Genomic DNA, 16,499 nt, shown 5'->3' on the forward strand with positions numbered 1-16,499 from the left:
GCCCGACTGGGGAGATCCCCGGTCGGGCCCGATGGCGGAGGAAGGGCTGGGGCCGATGGCAGCGACGGACGGTGCTCGTTCGGGCAGATCGCTCTCCGGCTTTCTCGGGAGCCCGCTCATCGGGATGTCTCCCTGGATCGCGTTCTCGATCCTGGTGGGTCCGGGACGTTTCGAGTGGGCGGTAGGGGCGGCGCTCCTCATCTCGCTGGCCCTCGTGATCGGTGGTCGGCTCGCCGCACCCGGGAGCCCGGTGAAGATCCTGGAAGTCTCCGACCTCGTATTCTTCGCGATCATGGCGGTCGTCGGCGCCGTCGCGAGCCCGGGCACGCACCGTTGGCTGGAGACGTACGCGGGCGAGATCTCCAACCTCGCGCTGGTAGCCATCGCCTTCGGCTCGATGGCGCTCCGGATGCCGTTCACCATCCAGTACGCCCGTGAGCAGGTTCCGCCGGCCTATTGGACGACGCCCACCTTCCTGCGGACGAACTACCTGATCACAGCCGCTTGGGGGGTGGCTTTCCTGGTCGCGGCCATCGCCGGCGGCTACGGCGACCTGGTCCTGCACAACCCGAACAACATCTGGACGGGATGGATCATCCAAATCCTGGCCATCGTCGCGGCGCTGCGCTTCACCGTCTGGTACCCCGCGGTCGTCCGCGCCCGGGCCCGCGGTGACCGGCCGGTTCCGCCGGCGGCGGACCTGCTGCTCCCGCTGGCGGGGATGCTCGTACCGGTGGGGATCGCCGTGCTCGTCTTCGACGGACACCTGTGGTGGCTCGGCGTCGGCCTCATCGTGATCGGCGGCTGGTTGACCAGGCGGTTGAAACATCGCGTCGACGGCGAGGCAACCGCCGTTCGCTGAGCAGGGACAGCCGGTGGGCCGGGCTGCCGGCGGCCCCGCTGAGGGCTCGACCCAGTGGGACTTGGGCGCTCCTACATGACATATGTACCCGCCAAGATGTGATTCGCGGCCCTACTGGAGTGGCTCCCGCTCTCCCTAGACTTCACATCATGTCGAAAACATACGAAGTGGGACGTGACGACTCTTGGGAAGGCGTCGTCACCAATTTGTCCCGAAACATGCTCGACGGTTCGAACGTGTATCACTTTGCCGAGATCCGCCTTGCCGACGGCGGGTCCGTCAAGGTCCGGATCGGCCGCCAACTGTGGAAGTCGATCGCGGTCGGCGATCGGATCGTCAAGCGGCCGGGGGTCGACCCGGTCAAGGAGTAGCCATCGGTTTTGCTGTGGGCCCACGGCGAGACCGAGCGATCAGGGCCTGTCCTGGTAGGGCGTGTGGCGGTGGGGTGGCTCCCGCACATCCCCGGTCCTGCGGGGGGCCTCGGGCAAGCAGCCGCCCCTGACGGGCAGCATGATGGAGGGAGCGGCGTGGGCCGCCCGGCGCGAGCCCGCGTCAGCCCTTTGCGCGTGAGCAGAAGGAGCGCACCTGCGATGACGGATCACCGTGGCGGCCCGGCGGCCCAAGACCTTGAAGAAAGCGTGCTGCTCAAGGAGCTGGAGGCCATCCACCGCACGCGCCACGAGACACTGCTTCACGGGTCCGACGACGCGCTGGTCACCCACACGAAGCGGATGAACGAGCTGGAATTCGAGTACCTACGGCGTCACCCGCAGCGCGCCCAGATCCCCGCCCGCACCCGCTCGGGCGCCCGTGCCCGCACCGCCGAGGGGGAGTGAGGCCACGGGACGGCGCAGCGGGTTCGCCGTGCCGAGGGCCCGACTGGCAGGAGCAGTGTCAGGACCCCGAGCGGGCGCTGCCGGCGGTACCGGCGGGCCGGTCGGGGCCGGACGGTACGGGGTCGACCGGCGCCGATGGGACGGCGGAGCGCGGCCGGTAGCGGGAGACGGCGACCCCGGCCAGACAGAGCACTCCGCCGAGCATGGTCAGCCACCCGGGCACTTCGCCCAAGAAGGCCCAGCTCAGCAGGACCACGATCGCGGGGACGGCGTAGGTCGTAGCGCCCAGCTTGCCGGCGGGCGTGCGCGCCAAAGCGTAGGTCCAGGTGATGAAGGCAAGGGCGGTCGGTACCACGCCCAGGTAGACCATGTTCAGCGTCGCGGAGAGCGGCGCCCTCGGCAGTTCCGTGACCAATTGCCCTGCGAAGGGCAGGCAGGCCACCGCGCCCGTCATGCAGCTGTAGGCGGTGATCTGCAGGGGCGTTCCGAAGGACAGCGCGGGCTTCTGCGCGACGACGCCGGTCGCGTAGGCCACGGCTGCGAGCAGGCACAGGACGACGCCGAGCACCGAGGTCGACGTGCTGCCGCCGGAGGACATGGACGCACCCACGACGACCGCTCCGACGAACGAGACGGCCATGCCGGACAACAGGCGCGGTGGCAGCGCCTCGCCCAACAGACGCGCGGCGAGCAGGGCCATCAGGATCGGCCCGGTGTTCACGAGCAGGGAGGCCGTACCCGCGTCGACCAGTCGTTCCCCCCAGTTCAAGGCGACCGTGTAGCCGCAGAACCACACCACCCCGGAGATCAGGATGCCCCGCCAAGCCCTACGGGGTGGCAAACCCTGGCGGCGGACCAACAACAGGGCGGCGAGCACCACGGAACCGGCCAGCAGACGACCGAGGGCCAAGGCCCCGGGGGAGTAGGCGGCGCCCGCGCTGCGGATGGAGACGAAGGCGGACGCCCAGGCGAACACCGTGAAGGTCACGGCGCCGGCCGTGAGGACGCGGGGCGATATGCGACTCGGACGGAGGGGGGTCATGCGTTCACCGTATCCTAAAACGCTTCGGCGTTCACCGAAATGACTATGCCGTCCCGTGTGTGTCCACCCCACTGTGCGCGCGTTCAGCTCCAGTCGGCAGGGGTGATTCCCAGCAGTTCCCTGAAGGCGCGCTCCCCGGCCCCGGTCACCTCCAACGCCCGCCCGCCGCCCACCGGGCGCACCACCCACCCACCGTCCAGTGCCCGTGCGCACAGTCGCGCCCCGACGAGTCCCCCCAGGTGGCGGCGGCGCTCCGTCCAGTCCAGGCAGGAACTCGCCGGTCGCCTCCGGCCCTCGGGTGCGAGGCTGACACCCGCCTCGGCGCACCATCGCCGACCGGCCTCCGTCAACTCGAAGACGCCCTCCGTGCGCAGCAGCTCACGCCGCTCCATGGCGTCCGTCACCGCCATGCCCAGACGCCCCGCGAAGTGGTCGTAGCAGGTACGGGCGCGGGCCAGCGGGTCGGGCGCCGCCACCACGGGCACCGCGTGCGCCGCGTCCCGGTCCGGAATCGCGTACGAGGCGAACTCGTCGAGGAGGCGGGCGGTGGCGGCGTCGGCGATCCGCACATGGCTGTGGCGACCCTGCCGCTCGGTCACGCAGAGGCCCGCCTCCGTCAGTCGGGCCAGATGGCCGCTCACGGTGGACGGCGCGACCGCGGTGATCCGGGCCAGCTCGCCGGCCGTCCAGGCGCGCCCCTCCAGCAGCGTCATGCAGATGGCGGCCCGTGTCTCGTCGGCCAGGGCCGCGGCCAAGGCCGCGAGGCGTGCGGCGGGGGCGACGCCTTCCGTCGCCCTTCCGTCGCCCGAAACCCCGTTGACCGAAGCCCCATCGCCCGGTGCTGCGTCGCCCGGTGCTGCGGCATGCGATTCGTTCATGTCTCCTAGGATGCCTCATTGTTTCGGTAAGCGGCGAAGTGTTGCTCTCCGGGATCTTGCGGCATCCCCGAGCTCGGAGCCCGTGACGTACGCCACCCCGGTCCCGCCCGAAGTAAATAGGTGTTCCGCATGCGCATTTGTTAGCGTCCTGAGCGTGCGGTTGACGAAATTCACTGACCTGGCGCTGCGCGCCGTGATGCGCCTGGCGGTTGCCGGGGAGGGCGCGCCGACGACCACCCGCGCGGTGGCGGAGGCCATGGGCGTGCCGGCCACCCACATGGCGAAGGCGATCACCAGGCTCCAGCACCTTGGCGTACTGGAGGCTCGGCGGGGGCGCGGTGGCGGCCTGGGGCTGACCTCCCTCGGCCGGCGGGCTTCGGTCGGCTGGCTCGTGCGGGAACTGGAGGGGGAGGGTGAGGTCGTCGCCTGCGAAGGCGAATCACCCTGCCCCTTGCGCGGCGCCTGTCGCTTGCGCCGGGCACTGCGCGACGCGCAGGAGGCCTTCTATGCCGCGCTCGATCCGCTGACCGTGGCGGATCTGGTCTCCTCTCCCACCGGGCCCGTGCTGGTGGGCCTCGTCGGTCGTCACCCCGGCTGATCCTCGCGCTGCCCGTTCCTGGGCGGGCCCACGCCCGAAAACACGAACCTGCATTACCGGTTTTAGGAGTCGCTGTGCTCTCTGAGCAGTCCACCCCCGTCATCCGCGCCACCCTGCCCGTCGTGGGTGCGGCCATCGGTGAAATCACCGAGCTGTTCTACGCCAAGCTCTTCGAGGACCGGCCCGAGCTACTGCGTCACTTGTTCAACCGGGGCAACCAGGCCAACGGAGAGCAGCAGAAGGCGTTGGCGGGCTCCATCGCGGCCTTCGCGGGCATGCTGCTCGATCATCCCGAAACCCGACCGGACTCCGTGCTCGGCCGCATCTCCCACAAGCACGCCTCGCTCGGCATCACCTCCGACCAGTACAAACTCGTCCACCAGCACCTCTTCGCCGCCATCGGTGACGTCCTCGGCAATGCCGTCACCGAGGAAGTGGCCGAGGCCTGGGACGAGGTCTACTGGCTCATGGCCAACGCACTGATCGCCGCCGAGGCCCGGCTCTACCAGGACGCCGGCGTCGCCGAGGGTGAGGTTTGGCGGCGGATGGAAATCGTCGAGAGGCACGAAGAGACCCCCGACGCGGCCTCCTTCGTACTGCGCCGCACCGATGGCGCCCCCGCGGGTGCCTTCCGCCCGGGCCAGTACGTGAGCGTGCGGGTGGAACTGCCCGACGGCGCCGTCCAGATACGCCAGTACAGCCTCTCCTGCGCCCCCACCGGCGACCGGTGGCGCATCACCGTCAAGCGCGTGCGCGGTGGCGCGGGACCGGAGGGCGAGGTGTCCGCCCGGCTCCACGAACAGGCCCGTGTCGGCGACGTACTCACCGTGTCCGCGCCGTTCGGGGACCTCGTCCTGCCGGAGGGCGACCGTCCACTGCTGCTGGCGTCCGCCGGTATCGGCGTCACGCCCATGCTGTCCATGCTCCACCACCTGGTCGGTCAGGAGACGACGCGTCGCGTGATCGTGGTCCACGCCGACCGCACCCCGGTCGACCACGCCCACGGGGGCGAGCAGCGCCGACTCGTCCGGGAGCTCCCCGACGCGCGGTTGCACCTGTGGTACGACGAGCCGGGCGCCGGCGTGCCGGAGGCTTCGCCCGGCCGGGTCGACGTATCCGAACTCGAACTGCCGGAAGGGCTGACCGCGTACCTCTGCGGCCCGCTGCCCTTCATGCGAGCGGTCCGCGGCGAGCTGTTGCGTCGCGGCCTTCCCGCACGGGCGATCCACTACGAGGTCTTCGGCCCGGACCTCTGGCTCGGCGGCGAGTAGACCGGGCGGCAGGGTGAGGAGCTCACGCACATGAACACCACGTCCGCCGCCGTGGCCGCCGCGGTCACCTTCCTGTGGCTCGGGATGGTCCTGGCGATTTCCTTCCTGGAGACACCGCTGAAGTTCCGGGCACCCGGCGTGACCGTACCCATCGGGCTCGGGATCGGGCGCATCGTCTTCCGGGCGCTCAACCGTGTGGAGATGGTGGCGGCCGTCGCGATCATCGTGACGGTGGCCACCGGAGGGCCGCCCGCGTCCGTGGCCGTACCGGCCGTCGTCGCGGTGCTCGTGCCGGCCGTCCAAATGGTTCTGATCCGGCCGGCCCTCAACCGTCGCTCCGACCGGGTGCTCGCGGGCGAGGCCCTTCCGCGCTCCCGCGCCCACCTGTTCTACGTGGCCGCCGAGTCGGTGAAGGCCTTGGCCCTACTCGTCCTGGGCATCGCGCTCCTCAGGGTCTGACGGCGCGGGGCGGCGGCGTAGTCGATGAGGCCCAGGGAGCGGCGATCTGTCGGGTCACGCCGTAGACGAGCACCAACCTCAGCACGGTCTCGCCGGGTGGCAGGACGCACATCAGACCCAGCGACGCCCCGGTCTGCCGCACCACGTCCGCGAGAACCGCGTCCAACGGTTCCTGGTCGGAGCCGGCGACGGCGCTCCGACCGGCGGGCACGTCCTTCACGCGCCCCGGGCGGCGCCGGAGCTTCGCCGCGGGCGGCTGAAGCGGCCCCGGGCGGCCTCCGCGCTGACGCCCAGGCCCTCCCCGATCGGTTCCCGGCTCGCCCCGGCGCGCCGGTCCACCGACACGGCGGGCCGCACCAGTTGCCCGGCCAGGTCCGGTACCCGTGCCACGGCGGCGCTGTACCACCGCGAAGCGGGCTCGGGGGAAGCGACTGCGAGGCATGCCGCTCGGCCGCCCGGACGTGGAGCAGCAGCACCTTACCCGCGGCGGCCATCCCCTCCCGGGCCCGCGCCCGGGTGCGGGCGCGGGCGCGGAACGAGTAGGCGGAGCCGTGCCGGGGGCCTGGCCGGGGTGCGTCCCGGGACCGCTGCGGGCGGCACGGTGAGCGGCGCCGGGGGAGTTGCGCCGAACGGCCGAGCGTCGCGCCGTGCCCGCAGGGTAAGCGCGGACCGCACGGTCGGCAGGTGACCGAGCTCGGGGATGAGCACGCCGTGCCCCCTTGAAGGAGGGGACGTCACCGTCCCTACCGCTGCGGTCGGGACGGTGACGCTAAAACGGATGCCGGATGCCGGATGCTTGCACGCCGGCGCGGGGGCGGCGGCGGTGCGAACAGTTCGTCAGCGTCCGAGCCCCTCCCGCACGTCCGGGTGGTTGTCCCCGGGTTCGGCCCTTTTCGGCATCCCTCGGGGGCGCCGCCCGCCAGAGTTGGCTCGTGATCATTCAGACGCCCCCCACAGCCGACGGCTCCGACAGCTCCGACGAACCCGCACGGCCGCGTGCGCGCCGGCCGTCCCGACGTACCGTCATCGCCGGAGCGGCCGCCGTCACGGCGGTCGGCGCACTGTCCGTGCCCACCGCGTCCGCCGTGACCACGCGGACTCCGGCGAGCGCCGCGAACACCGACTGGGAGACCTGCCTCGCCATCGCCCGGGCCATCCTGGTACGGGACGATGACGATCAGCCCCTGGTGCCGCGCTACGCGGACATCCTCCTGAGGGACGGCCTGCCCCGGGCGCGTCGCACCGGCAGGAAGGTGCTGGTCGTCGGTGCCGGACCCGCCGGCCTCACCGCGGCCCACCTGCTGCGGGAGGCCGGGCACCAGGTCACCGTCATCGAGGCCAACGGCAACCGGGTGGGCGGCCGGATCAAGACCTTCCGTACCGGCGGCCACGAGAAGTCCCCGGCGCCCTTCGCAGACCCGAAGCAGTACGCCGAAGCCGGCGCCATGCGCATCCCCGACAGCCACCCCCTGGTGACCGGACTGATCGACGGCCTCGGCCTCAAGCGCAGGCGGTTCCACCTCGTCGACGTCGACGGGGCCGGCCGCCCGGCGAACCGTACGTGGATCTTCGTCAACGGAATCCGCGTACGCCGGGCCGACTACGCGCGCGGCCCGCAGGCCGTCAACCGTTCCTTCGGGGTCCCGGCCGCCTACGAGTCGGTCCCGGCCGCGCAGATCGTGCGCAACGCCTTCGCGCCCGTACGCAAGGAGATCGAGGGGAAGAAGGACAAGGCGCTCGTCGAAGGCTGGGCGCGCGTCATCCAGCGCTACGGCCACATGTCGATGTACCGGTACCTGACGGAGGAGGCGGAGCTCGACGAGCGGACCATCGACCTGATCGGAACCGTCGAGAACCTCACCTCCCGGCTGCACCTCGCCTTCGTGCACAGCTTCATCGGGGCGTCGCTCATCAGTCCCGACACCGCCTTCTTCGAACTGCCCGGCGGCACGGCAACCCTGGCCGACGCGCTCTACGCGCGCGTCAAGGACCTGGTGCGGCTCGATCGCCGAGCCACCCGGATCGCGCACGGCGAGGGCAAGGTCACCATCGATACCGTCTCCGAGGGCCGAGGCGGCAGCGCGGTACGACGGGAGACGTTCACCGCCGACGCCGCGATCATCACGGTTCCCTTCTCGGGGTTGCGCCACATCCCGGTCACGCCCGCCCTTTCCTACGGCAAGCGGCGCGCGATCACCGAGCTGCACTACGACGCCGCGACCAAGGTCCTGCTGGAGTTCAGCCGCCGCTGGTGGGAGTTCGAGGAAGCCGACTGGAAGCGCGAACTGGAAGCCGTACGGCCCGGCTTGTACCGGAAGTACCAGCTGGGGCAGACCCCCGTGGACGGCACACTGCTGGGCGCCCACGCCTCCGTACCCAAGGGGCACATCTCCGCCGCCCAACGCTCCCATTACGCCGCTTGTCGCCTCGTCACGCGTGATCAGCCCGAGGCGGTCGGCGTCATCGGCGGAGGCTCGGCGACGGACAACCCCAACCGCTTCATGTTCCAGCCGTCCTACCCCGTCGAAGGCAGCAAGGGCGGGGTGCTCCTCGCGTCCTACAGCTGGTCGGACGACGCCCTCAAGTGGGATTCGTTCGACGACGCGGAGCGCTACCCGCGCGCCCTCGCCGGCGTCCAGGACGTGTACGGCCAGCGGATCGAGGTGTTCTACACGGGCGTCGGCCGGACCCAGTCCTGGATGCGCGACGCCTACGCCTACGGGGAGGCGTCGGTGCTGCTCCCCGGCCAGCACACCGAGCTCTTCCCGCACGTCCGCAGGCCCGAAGGCAACCTGCACTTCGGGGGGTGCCACACCTCCATCAAGCCCGCGTGGATCGAAGGAGCCCTGGAATCCGCGGTGCGGACCGCCCTGGAGGTTCACCTGGCCCCGTGAGTCCGACCGGTCGGCCGGGCCCGTTCGAGGAGGAACGCGGGCTCGCTCGTCACGCTCCGGCGTAGGAGCGGCCCAGGTGGGTAACCGCGTTTGCGTACGACGCACGCACTACCGCGGAGGTACTCATGAGCAAGCTGGGAGACATGGCCAACAAGGCCAAGGAGCTGGCGAAGGGCCACCCGGACCAGGCCGACAAGGGCGTCGAGAGCGTCGAACGGCTGGTCGATGAGCGTACGGGCGACAAGTACGACGCTCAGACCGACAAGGCCGCCGACGCGGTGCGCCGTTCGTACGGCGGCAACGGTACGACGCGGCGCTGACCTGCTTCCAGGCAACGGTGGCCCCGGCGCGCAAGGCGCCGGGGCCACTCGTGTCCTGCCGGTAGTTGCCAAGTCGCTCCAGAGGAGGTTTCCCGCAAGGGCGTTGACATCCAACGCCGGCCCTCGGGATCATCCAGGAAGCCCGGGCCCCCGCCCGACGGAGCCCAGGCCTGACGCAGCCCACCGTCCCGTCCGCTTCCCGGGCGGCCCCGGCCCGGCCGCCGCCGGCTGAGGCGCGGAGGCCCGTACACAGGAGGTCGGGCCGGAGTCGCGGCGGGGTCAGGCAGCGCCGGGGTCAGGTAGCGCCGGGGGTCGCCGCGCCGCGGACGCGCAGGGCCGTGCGCCAGGCCGGGGGTTCGGCATCGGGCCGGGGCGTCGCACGGCGGCCACCCGTGGCGAAGAACGCGGACAGCGGCAGCGTCGCCGCGCCGACCGTCACCGCGTCCGGCCCCAGTGAGCCCATGCCCACGGTGACCCGGCCTGCGGGATGGCGCAGGGAGTACCGGGTCGCGTGCTCGCGTACCGCCGCAAGGATGTGGGGACCCAGCATCAGGCCCGCCCAGCCGCCGATCAGGATGCGCTCCGGCTGGAAGAGGTTGATGAGGTCGGACAGGCCCGCCCCCAGGTACTCCGCCGTCTCCTCGAGGACCTCCCGCGCGACCGGGTCCTCCTTGACGGCCGCCGCCAGCAGGGCCGAAAGCGCCTCCTCCTCGTCCACGGAGTCCGCCGGGCCGCCGCCCCGCTCCGCCCACCGGGCCAGCAGGGACTCCGCCCCCGTGTACGCCTCCAGGCAGCCGAGCGCCCCGCACCGGCAGCGCCGGCCGCGCACCGAGACCGTGAGGTGCCCCCACTCCAGCGCGGTGCCCTCCGTCGTGCCGCCGTCCGGAGAGCCGTCGGTGATCAGGCTCGCGCCGACGCCCGAGCCGAACAGCACGACCAACGCCTCCCGGGCCCCGCGCCCCGCCCCGAACCACATCTCCGCCTGGCCGAGGGTCCGCGCACCGTTGTCGATGATGTACGGGACCTCCGGCGGCAGGGCGCCGGTGCGGCGCAGCAACTCCTCCAGCGGTACCGCGTCCCATCCGATGGTCTGGCCGTGCACCACCGTCCCGCCGGGCGTGGTCCGGTCGACGATGCCCGGCACCCCGATGCCCACGCCGAGCAGCCTTTCCGTACCGACCCCGGCCTCGGCGAGTACAGCGGCGATCCCGTCCTTGACGTGGTCGACGATGGGCCCTACGTCGTAACAGCCGCGTGGGCGCAACGGCATCTCGGCGCGGGCCAGTTCGGTCAGCGTCAGGTCGAACAGCTCGACACGGACGCGGGTCTCGCCGACATCGACTCCGATCATGTGGGCACTGCCGGGCGCCACGCGCAGCAGGGTACGGGGCCGGCCGCCGTCGGAGTCGACGACCCCGGCCTCCTCCAGGAGTCCGTCCGCGACGAGTTCCCCGACGACGTTGCTGACCGACCCGGAGCTCAGCCCCGTGGCGGGCCCCAGCTCCTGGCGGCTCATGGGCCCGCCGAAGTAGAGCTGTTGGAGGACGGCGCTCCGATTGCCCCGCCGCAGGTCCCGCACCGTTCGCCCGCTACGCCCCGTGGTCATCCGGCCCCTTCCGCAGTTGCATCGCTCGCAACATACCCTTGCGCGACCCCTTGACGCGACCCTTTCACGAGGCTTAACTCACGTCCTAAATTAAGGCCTGGACGGAGTACGCCCACGTCGGCCTTCCCCCAGCCCCGCCGAAAGGGACCTCGCCGCCATGCGCAGAACCCGAGCCGCTGCCGCCGCCGTCACAGTCTCCCTCCTCGCCACCGCCGCCACCGCCTGCGGCGGCGGATCGGCGGACAGCGCGGGCGGCTCCAACACCGCCCCGAAAGAGCTCACCTACTGGGCCTCCAACCAGGGCCCCGACATCACGGCGGACCAGGCCACCCTCGCTCCCGAACTGAAGAAGTTCGAGCAGCGGACCGGCGTCAAGGTCAAGCTCGAAGTCGTCCCCTGGTCGGACCTGCTCAACCGCGTCCTCGCCGCCACCGCCTCCGGCCAGGGACCGGACGTCCTCAACATCGGCAACACCTGGTCCTCGTCCCTCCAGGCAACCGGAGCGCTGCTCCCCTGGGACGCCAAGAACTTCCAGGCGATCGGCGGCCGGGACCGCTTCGTCGAATCCGCCCTCGGCTCGGCCGGCGCGGCCGGCAAGGACCCGGCCGCCGTCCCGCTCTACTCGATGTCCTACGCGCTCTACTACAACAAGAAGATGTTCCAGGAGGCGGGCATCGAGAAGCCCCCGGCCACCTGGGACGAGATGGTCACCGTCGGCCGGCGGCTGTCCAAGGACGGCAAGTGGGCGCTGGGCGCGGAGGGTTCGAACCTCTCCAACAACATCCACCAGGCCTTCGTGCTCTCCAAGCAGCACGGCGCCGCCTTCTTCGACGCCGCCGGCAAGCCCACCTTCGACACCCCCGCCAACGTCGAGGCCGTCAAGCAGTACGTCGACCTGATGGCCAAGGACAAGATAATCGCGCCCGGCAACGCCGAATACGACAAGAACCAGTCCCTCCAGGACTTCGCCAACGGCAAGACCGCCATGGTCCTGTGGCAGAACGCGGCAAGCAGCTTCAAGGCGCACGGCATGAAGGAGGGCGACTGGGGCGTGGCCCCCGTCCCGGTCCCCGCCGGTGGCGCCGCCCCCGGCACCGGCAAGTACACCAACTCCATGGTCGCCGGCATCAACATGGCCGTCTTCAAGAACACCGACAACATCGACGGCGCCCTGAAGTTCGTGAAGTTCATGACGAGCGACGAGGAGCAGACGCTCCTCAACAAGACCTACGGCTCAGTCCCGCCGGTGAAGACCGCCCAGACCGACCCGGCCTTCGCCGCCGAGGACCTCACCGTGCTCCGCGACACCCTCGCCACCAGCGCCGCACCGCTCCCGCAGGTCCCCGAGGAGTCGCAGTTCGAGACCGCCGTCGGCACCGCAGTCAAGGAGCTCTTCGCCGACGCCGCGGCCGGCCGGCCGGTGACCACCGACTCGGTCAAGGCGAAGCTCACCAAGGCCCAGCAGCAGATGTCCGACTGACCCGCGACGATGACCGCCGCGCCCACCACCCACGCCCCCGACGCCAAGCCGCGCGGGGAACGCCCCACACCGCCCCGAGAGCGCCGGCCGGGAGGCACCTCACGCCCCGGACGGCTGCGCCGAACCGCCCTGCCCTACCTCCTGCTCCTGCCCGCGCTCCTGCTCGAACTGCTCATCCACCTGGTGCCGATGGCGATGGGCATCGTGGCCAGCTTCCGCGAACTCACCCAGTTCTACATCCGGGACTGGACCGGCGCCCCCTGGAGGGGCTTCGACAACTACGACCTCGTCGTCGACGTCAACCGGCCCGTCGGCGAGGCCCTGCTCGGGTCCTTCCTCACCACCTGCCTGTTCACCCTGCTCTCCGTCGCCCTGTGCTGGCTGATCGGCACCGCCGCCGCCGTGTTCACGCAGGAGACCTTCCGCGGCCGGGGCCTGTTGCGGGCGCTCTTCCTCGTCCCCTACGCCCTGCCCGTCTACGCGGCCGTCATCACCTGGTCGTTCATGTTCCAACGGGACAACGGCCTGGTGAACCACGTCATCCACGACCAGCTGGGCATCGGCGGCGCCGAACACACCTTCTGGCTGCTGGGAGACAACAGCTTCTGGGCCCTGCTGATCGTGTCCGTGTGGAAGGGTTGGCCGTTCGCGTTCCTGATCGTGACGGCCGCCCTGCAGAACGTCCCCAAGGAGCTCTACGAGGCCGCCGCGCTGGACGGCGCCGGCGTCTGGCAGCAGATCCGCCGGATCACGCTGCCGTCGGTCGGCCCCGTCAACCAGGTGCTCGTCCTGGTGCTGTTCCTGTGGACCTTCAACGACTTCAACACGCCGTTCGTGCTCTTCGGCAAATCAGCGCCGCAGGCGGCCGACCTCATCTCCATCCACATCTACCAGTCCAGTTTCGTCACGTGGAACTTCGGCACCGGCTCGGCCATGTCCGTCCTGCTGCTGCTGTTCCTGCTGCTGGTCACCGCCGGGTACCTGCTCGTCACCAACCGCGGACGGAGGAACGACCATGCCCGCTAGACCCCGCAGCCCCCTCGACCCGCCGGCTTCCTTCCGGGCGGTCAGGGCCGTGTTCCTGACCGCGCTCGCCGCCTTCGTCCTGCTGCCCGTCTACGTGATGGTCACCAGCTCGCTCAAACCGCTGGAGGACGTCGCCGGCCGGTTCCGCTGGATTCCCAGCGGGCTCACCATCCGCCCCTACATCGACATCTGGCACACCATCCCGCTGGCCGAGTACTTCCTCAACTCGCTGATCGTGGCGGGCACGGCCACCGTCTGCTCCGTGGCCATCGCCGTCTTCGCGGCCTACGCCGTGAGCCGCTACAGCTTCCGCGGCAAGCGCCTGTTCACCGTGACCGTGCTGTCCACCCAGATGTTCCCGGGCATCCTCTTCCTCCTGCCGCTGTTCCTGATCTTCGTCAACATCGGCAACAGCACGGGCATCGCCCTCTACGGCTCCCGCGGTGGGCTCATCCTCACCTACCTCACCTTCTCCCTCCCCTTCTCCATCTGGATGCTCATCGGGTACTTCGACTCGGTGCCCCGCGACCTCGACGAAGCGGCCACGGTCGACGGCTGCGGCCCACTCGGCGCACTGCTGCGGATCGTGATTCCGGCCGCCGTGCCCGGCATCGTCGCAGTCGCCGTCTACGCCTTCATGACCGCCTGGGGCGAGGTCCTCTTCGCCTCCGTCATGACGAACGACGCCACCCGCACCCTCGCCGTCGGATTGCAGGGCTACTCCACGCAGAACGACGTCTACTGGAACCAGATCATGGCCGCCTCGCTCGTCGTCAGCATCCCCGTCGTCGCCGGATTCCTGCTGTTGCAGAAGTACCTGGTGGCCGGACTCACGGCAGGAGCCGTCAAATGACCCTCTCCGAAAGTGTCCCCCTGACCGCCAGGCGAACCATCGACCTCGCCGCGCTCCCGGCCGACTTCGCCTGGGGCACCGCCACCTCCGCCTATCAGATCGAGGGCGCTGTGAACGAGGACGGCCGCGCCCCCTCCATCTGGGACACCTTCACCCGCGTGCCCGGAGCCATCGACAACGGCCACACCGGCGACACCGCCTGCGACCACTACCACCGCTGGCGCGAGGACATCGCCCTGATGCGCGAGCTCGGCACCAACGCCTACCGACTCTCCGTCGCCTGGCCGCGGATACTCCCCGGCGGTGACGGACCCGTCAACACCAAGGGCCTCGACCACTACGACCGACTGATCGACGCCCTGCTCGCCGCCGGCGTCGAACCCAACGTCACCCTCTACCACTGGGACCTCCCGCAAGCCCTCCAAGACCGGGGCGGCTGGCCCGAGCGCGCCACCGCCGAGCACTTCGCCGTGTACACAGGCCTCGTCGCCGACCGCCTCGGCGACCGCGTCACCGAGTGGGCCACGCTCAACGAGCCGCTGTGCTCGGCCTGGATCGGCCATCTGGAGGGCCGGATGGCCCCCGGCTGGACGGACCTGACCGCGGCCGTCCGCGCCTCCTACCACCTGCTGCTCGGTCACGGCCTCGCCACCCAGGCCGTCCGCGCCGCGGCCCCGGGCGCCCGGATCGGCATCGTCAACAACCTCTCCACCATCGCGCCCGCCACCGCCGACCAAGCCGACCGTGCCGCCGCCCACCGCATGGACGGCCACGTCAACCGCTGGTGGCTCGACCCGGTCCACGGCCGCGGCTTCCCCGCCGACATGCGCGAGGTCTACGGCGTCGACCTCCCCGAACGACCCGGTGACCTCACCGCCATCGCCGCACCCCTCGACTGGATCGGGCTCAACTACTACTTCCCGCAAGTCGTCACCGCCGACCCGGCCGGCCCCGTACCGTACGCCCGCCAAGTCGACCGGCCCGGCGTCCCGCGCACCGGCATGGGCTGGGAGGTCGACGCCGACGGACTGGAAACGCTGATCACGCGCCTGCACGAGGAGTACGGGGCCCGGCGCATCCAGATCACCGAGAACGGATGCGCCTACCCGGACGCGGTCGCCCCCGACGGCAGCGTCCACGACCCCGAGCGCGCCGCCTACCTGACCTCCCACCTGGCCGCCTGCGCCCGTGCGGCCCGCCGCGGCGCACCGGTGGCCGGCTACTACGCCTGGTCGCTGCTGGACAACTTCGAATGGGCCTACGGCTTCGACAAGCGCTTCGGCCTGGTCCACGTCGACTACGAGACCCAGGTACGCACGGTCAAGTCCAGTGGCCGCGCCTACGCCGGCATCATCGCCGCCCACCGCTCCCGCTGAGCCCGCGCCCCCGCCCCGCGCACCGCGCCCGCCCCGTTTCCCCGGGGCGGGCGCCTTCAGCGGGACGGGTGGTCAGGCATAGACCCCGAAGCGGAACAGCGAGTAGCCGTAGCCGGTACCTCGCTGCGTCAGCTCCAGCCGGACGTAACGGCCCGACGCGCTGATACAGGTCGGTCGGGCACACGTTGTCGTTGCTGCCCGGCTTCACGACCGGATAGGCCATGCGCCTTGTGGTCGGGCGTGTCCAGGTATCGGCCGTCCCAGCAACTGGGCACCTGCATGCGGATGTTGAGCTGGTCCCGGCGGGGCAGTTCGCGGGGAACTCGACGTTCTTGTAGCTGTCGCCGCACTCCCAGCCCTCGACCCAGCCGCGGTGGCCGCGGAACTCGGCCGCGGTTTGCGTGGGGCTGCCGACCACGAAGCGCAGTCCCTTGGGGAAGGGCGCACGCTCTTGTAGTCGGTGACGCCGCTCTTGTAGTAGATCACTTGCGGTCCGGTGGGCAGGACGGCCTGGTTGCCGTTGTAGAGCGTCGGCATCCAGTAGCCGGACAGGTCGCCCGGGGCGTTGCAGCGCGTGCCGCCGGGGCCGAGCGAGGCCGTGGTGGAGTAGGCGTCGGTCGGTGTTGCCCATGAAGGTGTGGTTGTGCGAGGCGCCGGGCCGGCCCGCGAAGACGATGGGGTCGTCGGGGGCGGTCCTGGTGACCGCGCAGTTGGCCTGGAACTCGTGGAAGTAGCGGTCGGGCGGGTTCGCCCAGGAGGGGGTGACGCCGGTGACGGGCGGCACGGCCGGGATGTAGCCGTCCCCGTCCGGGTCGTCACCGGTGGCCAGGGGCGCGACGGCGGTGTGGTCCATGCGGACGGTCGTGCCGTCGTCGACGGAGGCCCGGGCGGTCAGGGCGAGACCGCCCAGACCCGCGGCGGCGGTCAGGGCGAAGGCGACGGGAACCAGTAAGGCGGCCGGCCTTCGAGGTCGGAGATTCACTTCTGCTCCTTGGTTC

At 70.9% G+C, this 16,499-nt stretch carries 17 protein-coding genes and 1 pseudogene; 12 read left to right on the forward strand and 6 right to left on the reverse strand.

Annotation, left to right across the window (positions count from 1 at the left end):
• The first annotated feature begins 124 nt into the window (after positions 1-124).
• The 3 genes from ACV7NM_RS30225 (at position 125) to ACV7NM_RS30235 (ending at position 1,698) form a co-directional block, all read left to right on the forward strand.
• Positions 125-862: a hypothetical protein gene (locus ACV7NM_RS30225; RefSeq protein WP_463413282.1), complete on the forward strand. Its 738-nt coding sequence runs from the start codon at positions 125-127 to the stop codon at positions 860-862.
• 149 nt (positions 863-1,011) lie between these two features.
• Positions 1,012-1,233 carry a DUF7489 domain-containing protein gene (locus ACV7NM_RS30230; protein WP_463413283.1) on the forward strand — a complete coding sequence of 74 codons (222 nt, stop codon included), beginning with the start codon at positions 1,012-1,014 and terminating at the stop codon, positions 1,231-1,233.
• A gap of 219 nt (positions 1,234-1,452) precedes the next feature.
• Positions 1,453-1,698: a DUF6158 family protein gene (locus ACV7NM_RS30235; protein ID WP_463413284.1), complete on the forward strand. Its 246-nt coding sequence runs from the start codon at positions 1,453-1,455 to the stop codon at positions 1,696-1,698.
• Positions 1,699-1,756: 58 nt separating this feature from the next.
• On the opposite strand, the gene ACV7NM_RS30240 is transcribed toward ACV7NM_RS30235, so the two are convergent.
• Positions 1,757-2,740 carry a DMT family transporter gene (locus ACV7NM_RS30240; protein WP_463413285.1) on the reverse strand — a complete coding sequence of 328 codons (984 nt, stop codon included), beginning with the start codon at positions 2,738-2,740 and terminating at the stop codon, positions 1,757-1,759.
• An 83-nt stretch (positions 2,741-2,823) separates the two neighbouring features.
• Positions 2,824-3,618 carry an ArsR/SmtB family transcription factor gene (locus ACV7NM_RS30245; protein ID WP_463413286.1) on the reverse strand — a complete coding sequence of 265 codons (795 nt, stop codon included), beginning with the start codon at positions 3,616-3,618 and terminating at the stop codon, positions 2,824-2,826.
• A 154-nt stretch (positions 3,619-3,772) separates the two neighbouring features.
• Between ACV7NM_RS30245 and ACV7NM_RS30250 the strand changes: the two genes are divergently transcribed.
• The 3 genes from ACV7NM_RS30250 to ACV7NM_RS30260 all read left to right on the forward strand — a co-directional run bounded on the left by ACV7NM_RS30250 (position 3,773) and on the right by ACV7NM_RS30260 (position 5,946).
• Positions 3,773-4,216, forward strand: a complete 444-nt coding sequence (locus tag ACV7NM_RS30250) for an RrF2 family transcriptional regulator (RefSeq protein ID WP_463413287.1) — start codon at positions 3,773-3,775, stop codon at positions 4,214-4,216.
• A 74-nt stretch (positions 4,217-4,290) separates the two neighbouring features.
• Complete coding sequence (locus ACV7NM_RS30255) at positions 4,291-5,487, forward strand: globin domain-containing protein (protein WP_463413288.1); 1,197 nt, start codon at positions 4,291-4,293, stop codon at positions 5,485-5,487.
• Between the two features lie 30 nt (positions 5,488-5,517).
• A complete protein-coding gene (locus ACV7NM_RS30260) occupies positions 5,518-5,946 on the forward strand; it encodes a hypothetical protein (protein ID WP_463413289.1) in 429 nt (142 codons plus the stop codon).
• Here ACV7NM_RS30260 and ACV7NM_RS30265 read toward each other — a convergent pair.
• The gene (locus ACV7NM_RS30265) at positions 5,936-6,166 is read right to left on the reverse strand and encodes a hypothetical protein (protein WP_463413290.1); all 231 of its coding nucleotides are present in this window, start codon (positions 6,164-6,166) and stop codon (positions 5,936-5,938) included. The genes ACV7NM_RS30260 and ACV7NM_RS30265 overlap by 11 nt on opposite strands.
• Positions 6,163-6,336 carry a hypothetical protein gene (locus ACV7NM_RS30270; protein WP_463413291.1) on the reverse strand — a complete coding sequence of 58 codons (174 nt, stop codon included), beginning with the start codon at positions 6,334-6,336 and terminating at the stop codon, positions 6,163-6,165. The genes ACV7NM_RS30265 and ACV7NM_RS30270 overlap by 4 nt, the downstream gene beginning before the upstream one ends.
• 548 nt (positions 6,337-6,884) lie before the next feature.
• On the opposite strand from ACV7NM_RS30270, the gene ACV7NM_RS30275 reads away from it, so the two are divergent.
• Positions 6,885-8,840, forward strand: coding sequence for a flavin monoamine oxidase family protein (locus ACV7NM_RS30275; RefSeq protein ID WP_463414117.1), 1,956 nt, complete (start codon positions 6,885-6,887; stop codon positions 8,838-8,840).
• Positions 8,841-8,965: 125 nt separating this feature from the next.
• Positions 8,966-9,160, forward strand: a complete 195-nt coding sequence (locus tag ACV7NM_RS30280; RefSeq protein ID WP_463413292.1) for an antitoxin — start codon at positions 8,966-8,968, stop codon at positions 9,158-9,160.
• A gap of 295 nt (positions 9,161-9,455) precedes the next feature.
• Here ACV7NM_RS30280 and ACV7NM_RS30285 read toward each other — a convergent pair whose 3' ends face one another.
• The gene (locus ACV7NM_RS30285) at positions 9,456-10,766 is read right to left on the reverse strand and encodes an ROK family transcriptional regulator (protein ID WP_463413293.1); all 1,311 of its coding nucleotides are present in this window, start codon (positions 10,764-10,766) and stop codon (positions 9,456-9,458) included.
• A gap of 157 nt (positions 10,767-10,923) precedes the next feature.
• On the opposite strand from ACV7NM_RS30285, the gene ACV7NM_RS30290 reads away from it, so the two are divergent.
• The 4 genes from ACV7NM_RS30290 to ACV7NM_RS30305 are packed head-to-tail and all read left to right on the forward strand — an operon-like array spanning position 10,924 to position 15,501.
• Positions 10,924-12,246 carry an ABC transporter substrate-binding protein gene (locus ACV7NM_RS30290; protein ID WP_463413294.1) on the forward strand — a complete coding sequence of 441 codons (1,323 nt, stop codon included), beginning with the start codon at positions 10,924-10,926 and terminating at the stop codon, positions 12,244-12,246.
• A 9-nt stretch (positions 12,247-12,255) separates the two neighbouring features.
• On the forward strand, positions 12,256-13,272 hold the full coding sequence (locus tag ACV7NM_RS30295; protein ID WP_463413295.1) for a carbohydrate ABC transporter permease: 1,017 nt from the start codon (positions 12,256-12,258) through the stop codon (positions 13,270-13,272).
• Positions 13,262-14,125, forward strand: a complete 864-nt coding sequence (locus ACV7NM_RS30300; RefSeq protein WP_463413296.1) for a carbohydrate ABC transporter permease — start codon at positions 13,262-13,264, stop codon at positions 14,123-14,125. The genes ACV7NM_RS30295 and ACV7NM_RS30300 overlap by 11 nt, the downstream gene beginning before the upstream one ends.
• The gene (locus ACV7NM_RS30305; RefSeq protein ID WP_463413297.1) at positions 14,122-15,501 is read left to right on the forward strand and encodes a GH1 family beta-glucosidase; all 1,380 of its coding nucleotides are present in this window, start codon (positions 14,122-14,124) and stop codon (positions 15,499-15,501) included. The genes ACV7NM_RS30300 and ACV7NM_RS30305 overlap by 4 nt, the downstream gene beginning before the upstream one ends.
• Before the next feature lie 172 nt (positions 15,502-15,673).
• Here the strand turns inward: ACV7NM_RS30305 and ACV7NM_RS30310 are convergent.
• A pseudogene (locus tag ACV7NM_RS30310) lies at positions 15,674-16,483 on the reverse strand (DUF1996 domain-containing protein); the annotation flags it as partial.
• Positions 16,484-16,499: the final 16 nt, after the last annotated feature.

Source organism: Streptomyces sp. Tek67B01 (genome assembly GCF_055231995.1).

What these genes read in the sequence shown, in the direction of transcription:
- ACV7NM_RS30300 (WP_463413296.1), top strand. Translation starts at nt 13,262, where the DNA reads ATGCCCGCTAGACCCCGCAGCCCCCTCGACCCGCCGGCTTCCTTCCGG.
- ACV7NM_RS30260 (WP_463413289.1), top strand. Translation starts at nt 5,518, where the DNA reads ATGAACACCACGTCCGCCGCCGTGGCCGCCGCGGTCACCTTCCTGTGG.
- ACV7NM_RS30290 (WP_463413294.1), top strand. Translation starts at nt 10,924, where the DNA reads ATGCGCAGAACCCGAGCCGCTGCCGCCGCCGTCACAGTCTCCCTCCTC.
- ACV7NM_RS30235 (WP_463413284.1), top strand. Translation starts at nt 1,453, where the DNA reads ATGACGGATCACCGTGGCGGCCCGGCGGCCCAAGACCTTGAAGAAAGC.
- ACV7NM_RS30305 (WP_463413297.1), top strand. Translation starts at nt 14,122, where the DNA reads ATGACCCTCTCCGAAAGTGTCCCCCTGACCGCCAGGCGAACCATCGAC.
- ACV7NM_RS30230 (WP_463413283.1), top strand. Translation starts at nt 1,012, where the DNA reads ATGTCGAAAACATACGAAGTGGGACGTGACGACTCTTGGGAAGGCGTC.
- ACV7NM_RS30245 (WP_463413286.1), bottom strand. Translation starts at nt 3,618, where the DNA reads ATGAACGAATCGCATGCCGCAGCACCGGGCGACGCAGCACCGGGCGAT.
- ACV7NM_RS30280 (WP_463413292.1), top strand. Translation starts at nt 8,966, where the DNA reads ATGAGCAAGCTGGGAGACATGGCCAACAAGGCCAAGGAGCTGGCGAAG.
- ACV7NM_RS30240 (WP_463413285.1), bottom strand. Translation starts at nt 2,740, where the DNA reads ATGACCCCCCTCCGTCCGAGTCGCATATCGCCCCGCGTCCTCACGGCC.
- ACV7NM_RS30295 (WP_463413295.1), top strand. Translation starts at nt 12,256, where the DNA reads ATGACCGCCGCGCCCACCACCCACGCCCCCGACGCCAAGCCGCGCGGG.
- ACV7NM_RS30285 (WP_463413293.1), bottom strand. Translation starts at nt 10,766, where the DNA reads ATGACCACGGGGCGTAGCGGGCGAACGGTGCGGGACCTGCGGCGGGGC.
- ACV7NM_RS30225 (WP_463413282.1), top strand. Translation starts at nt 125, where the DNA reads ATGTCTCCCTGGATCGCGTTCTCGATCCTGGTGGGTCCGGGACGTTTC.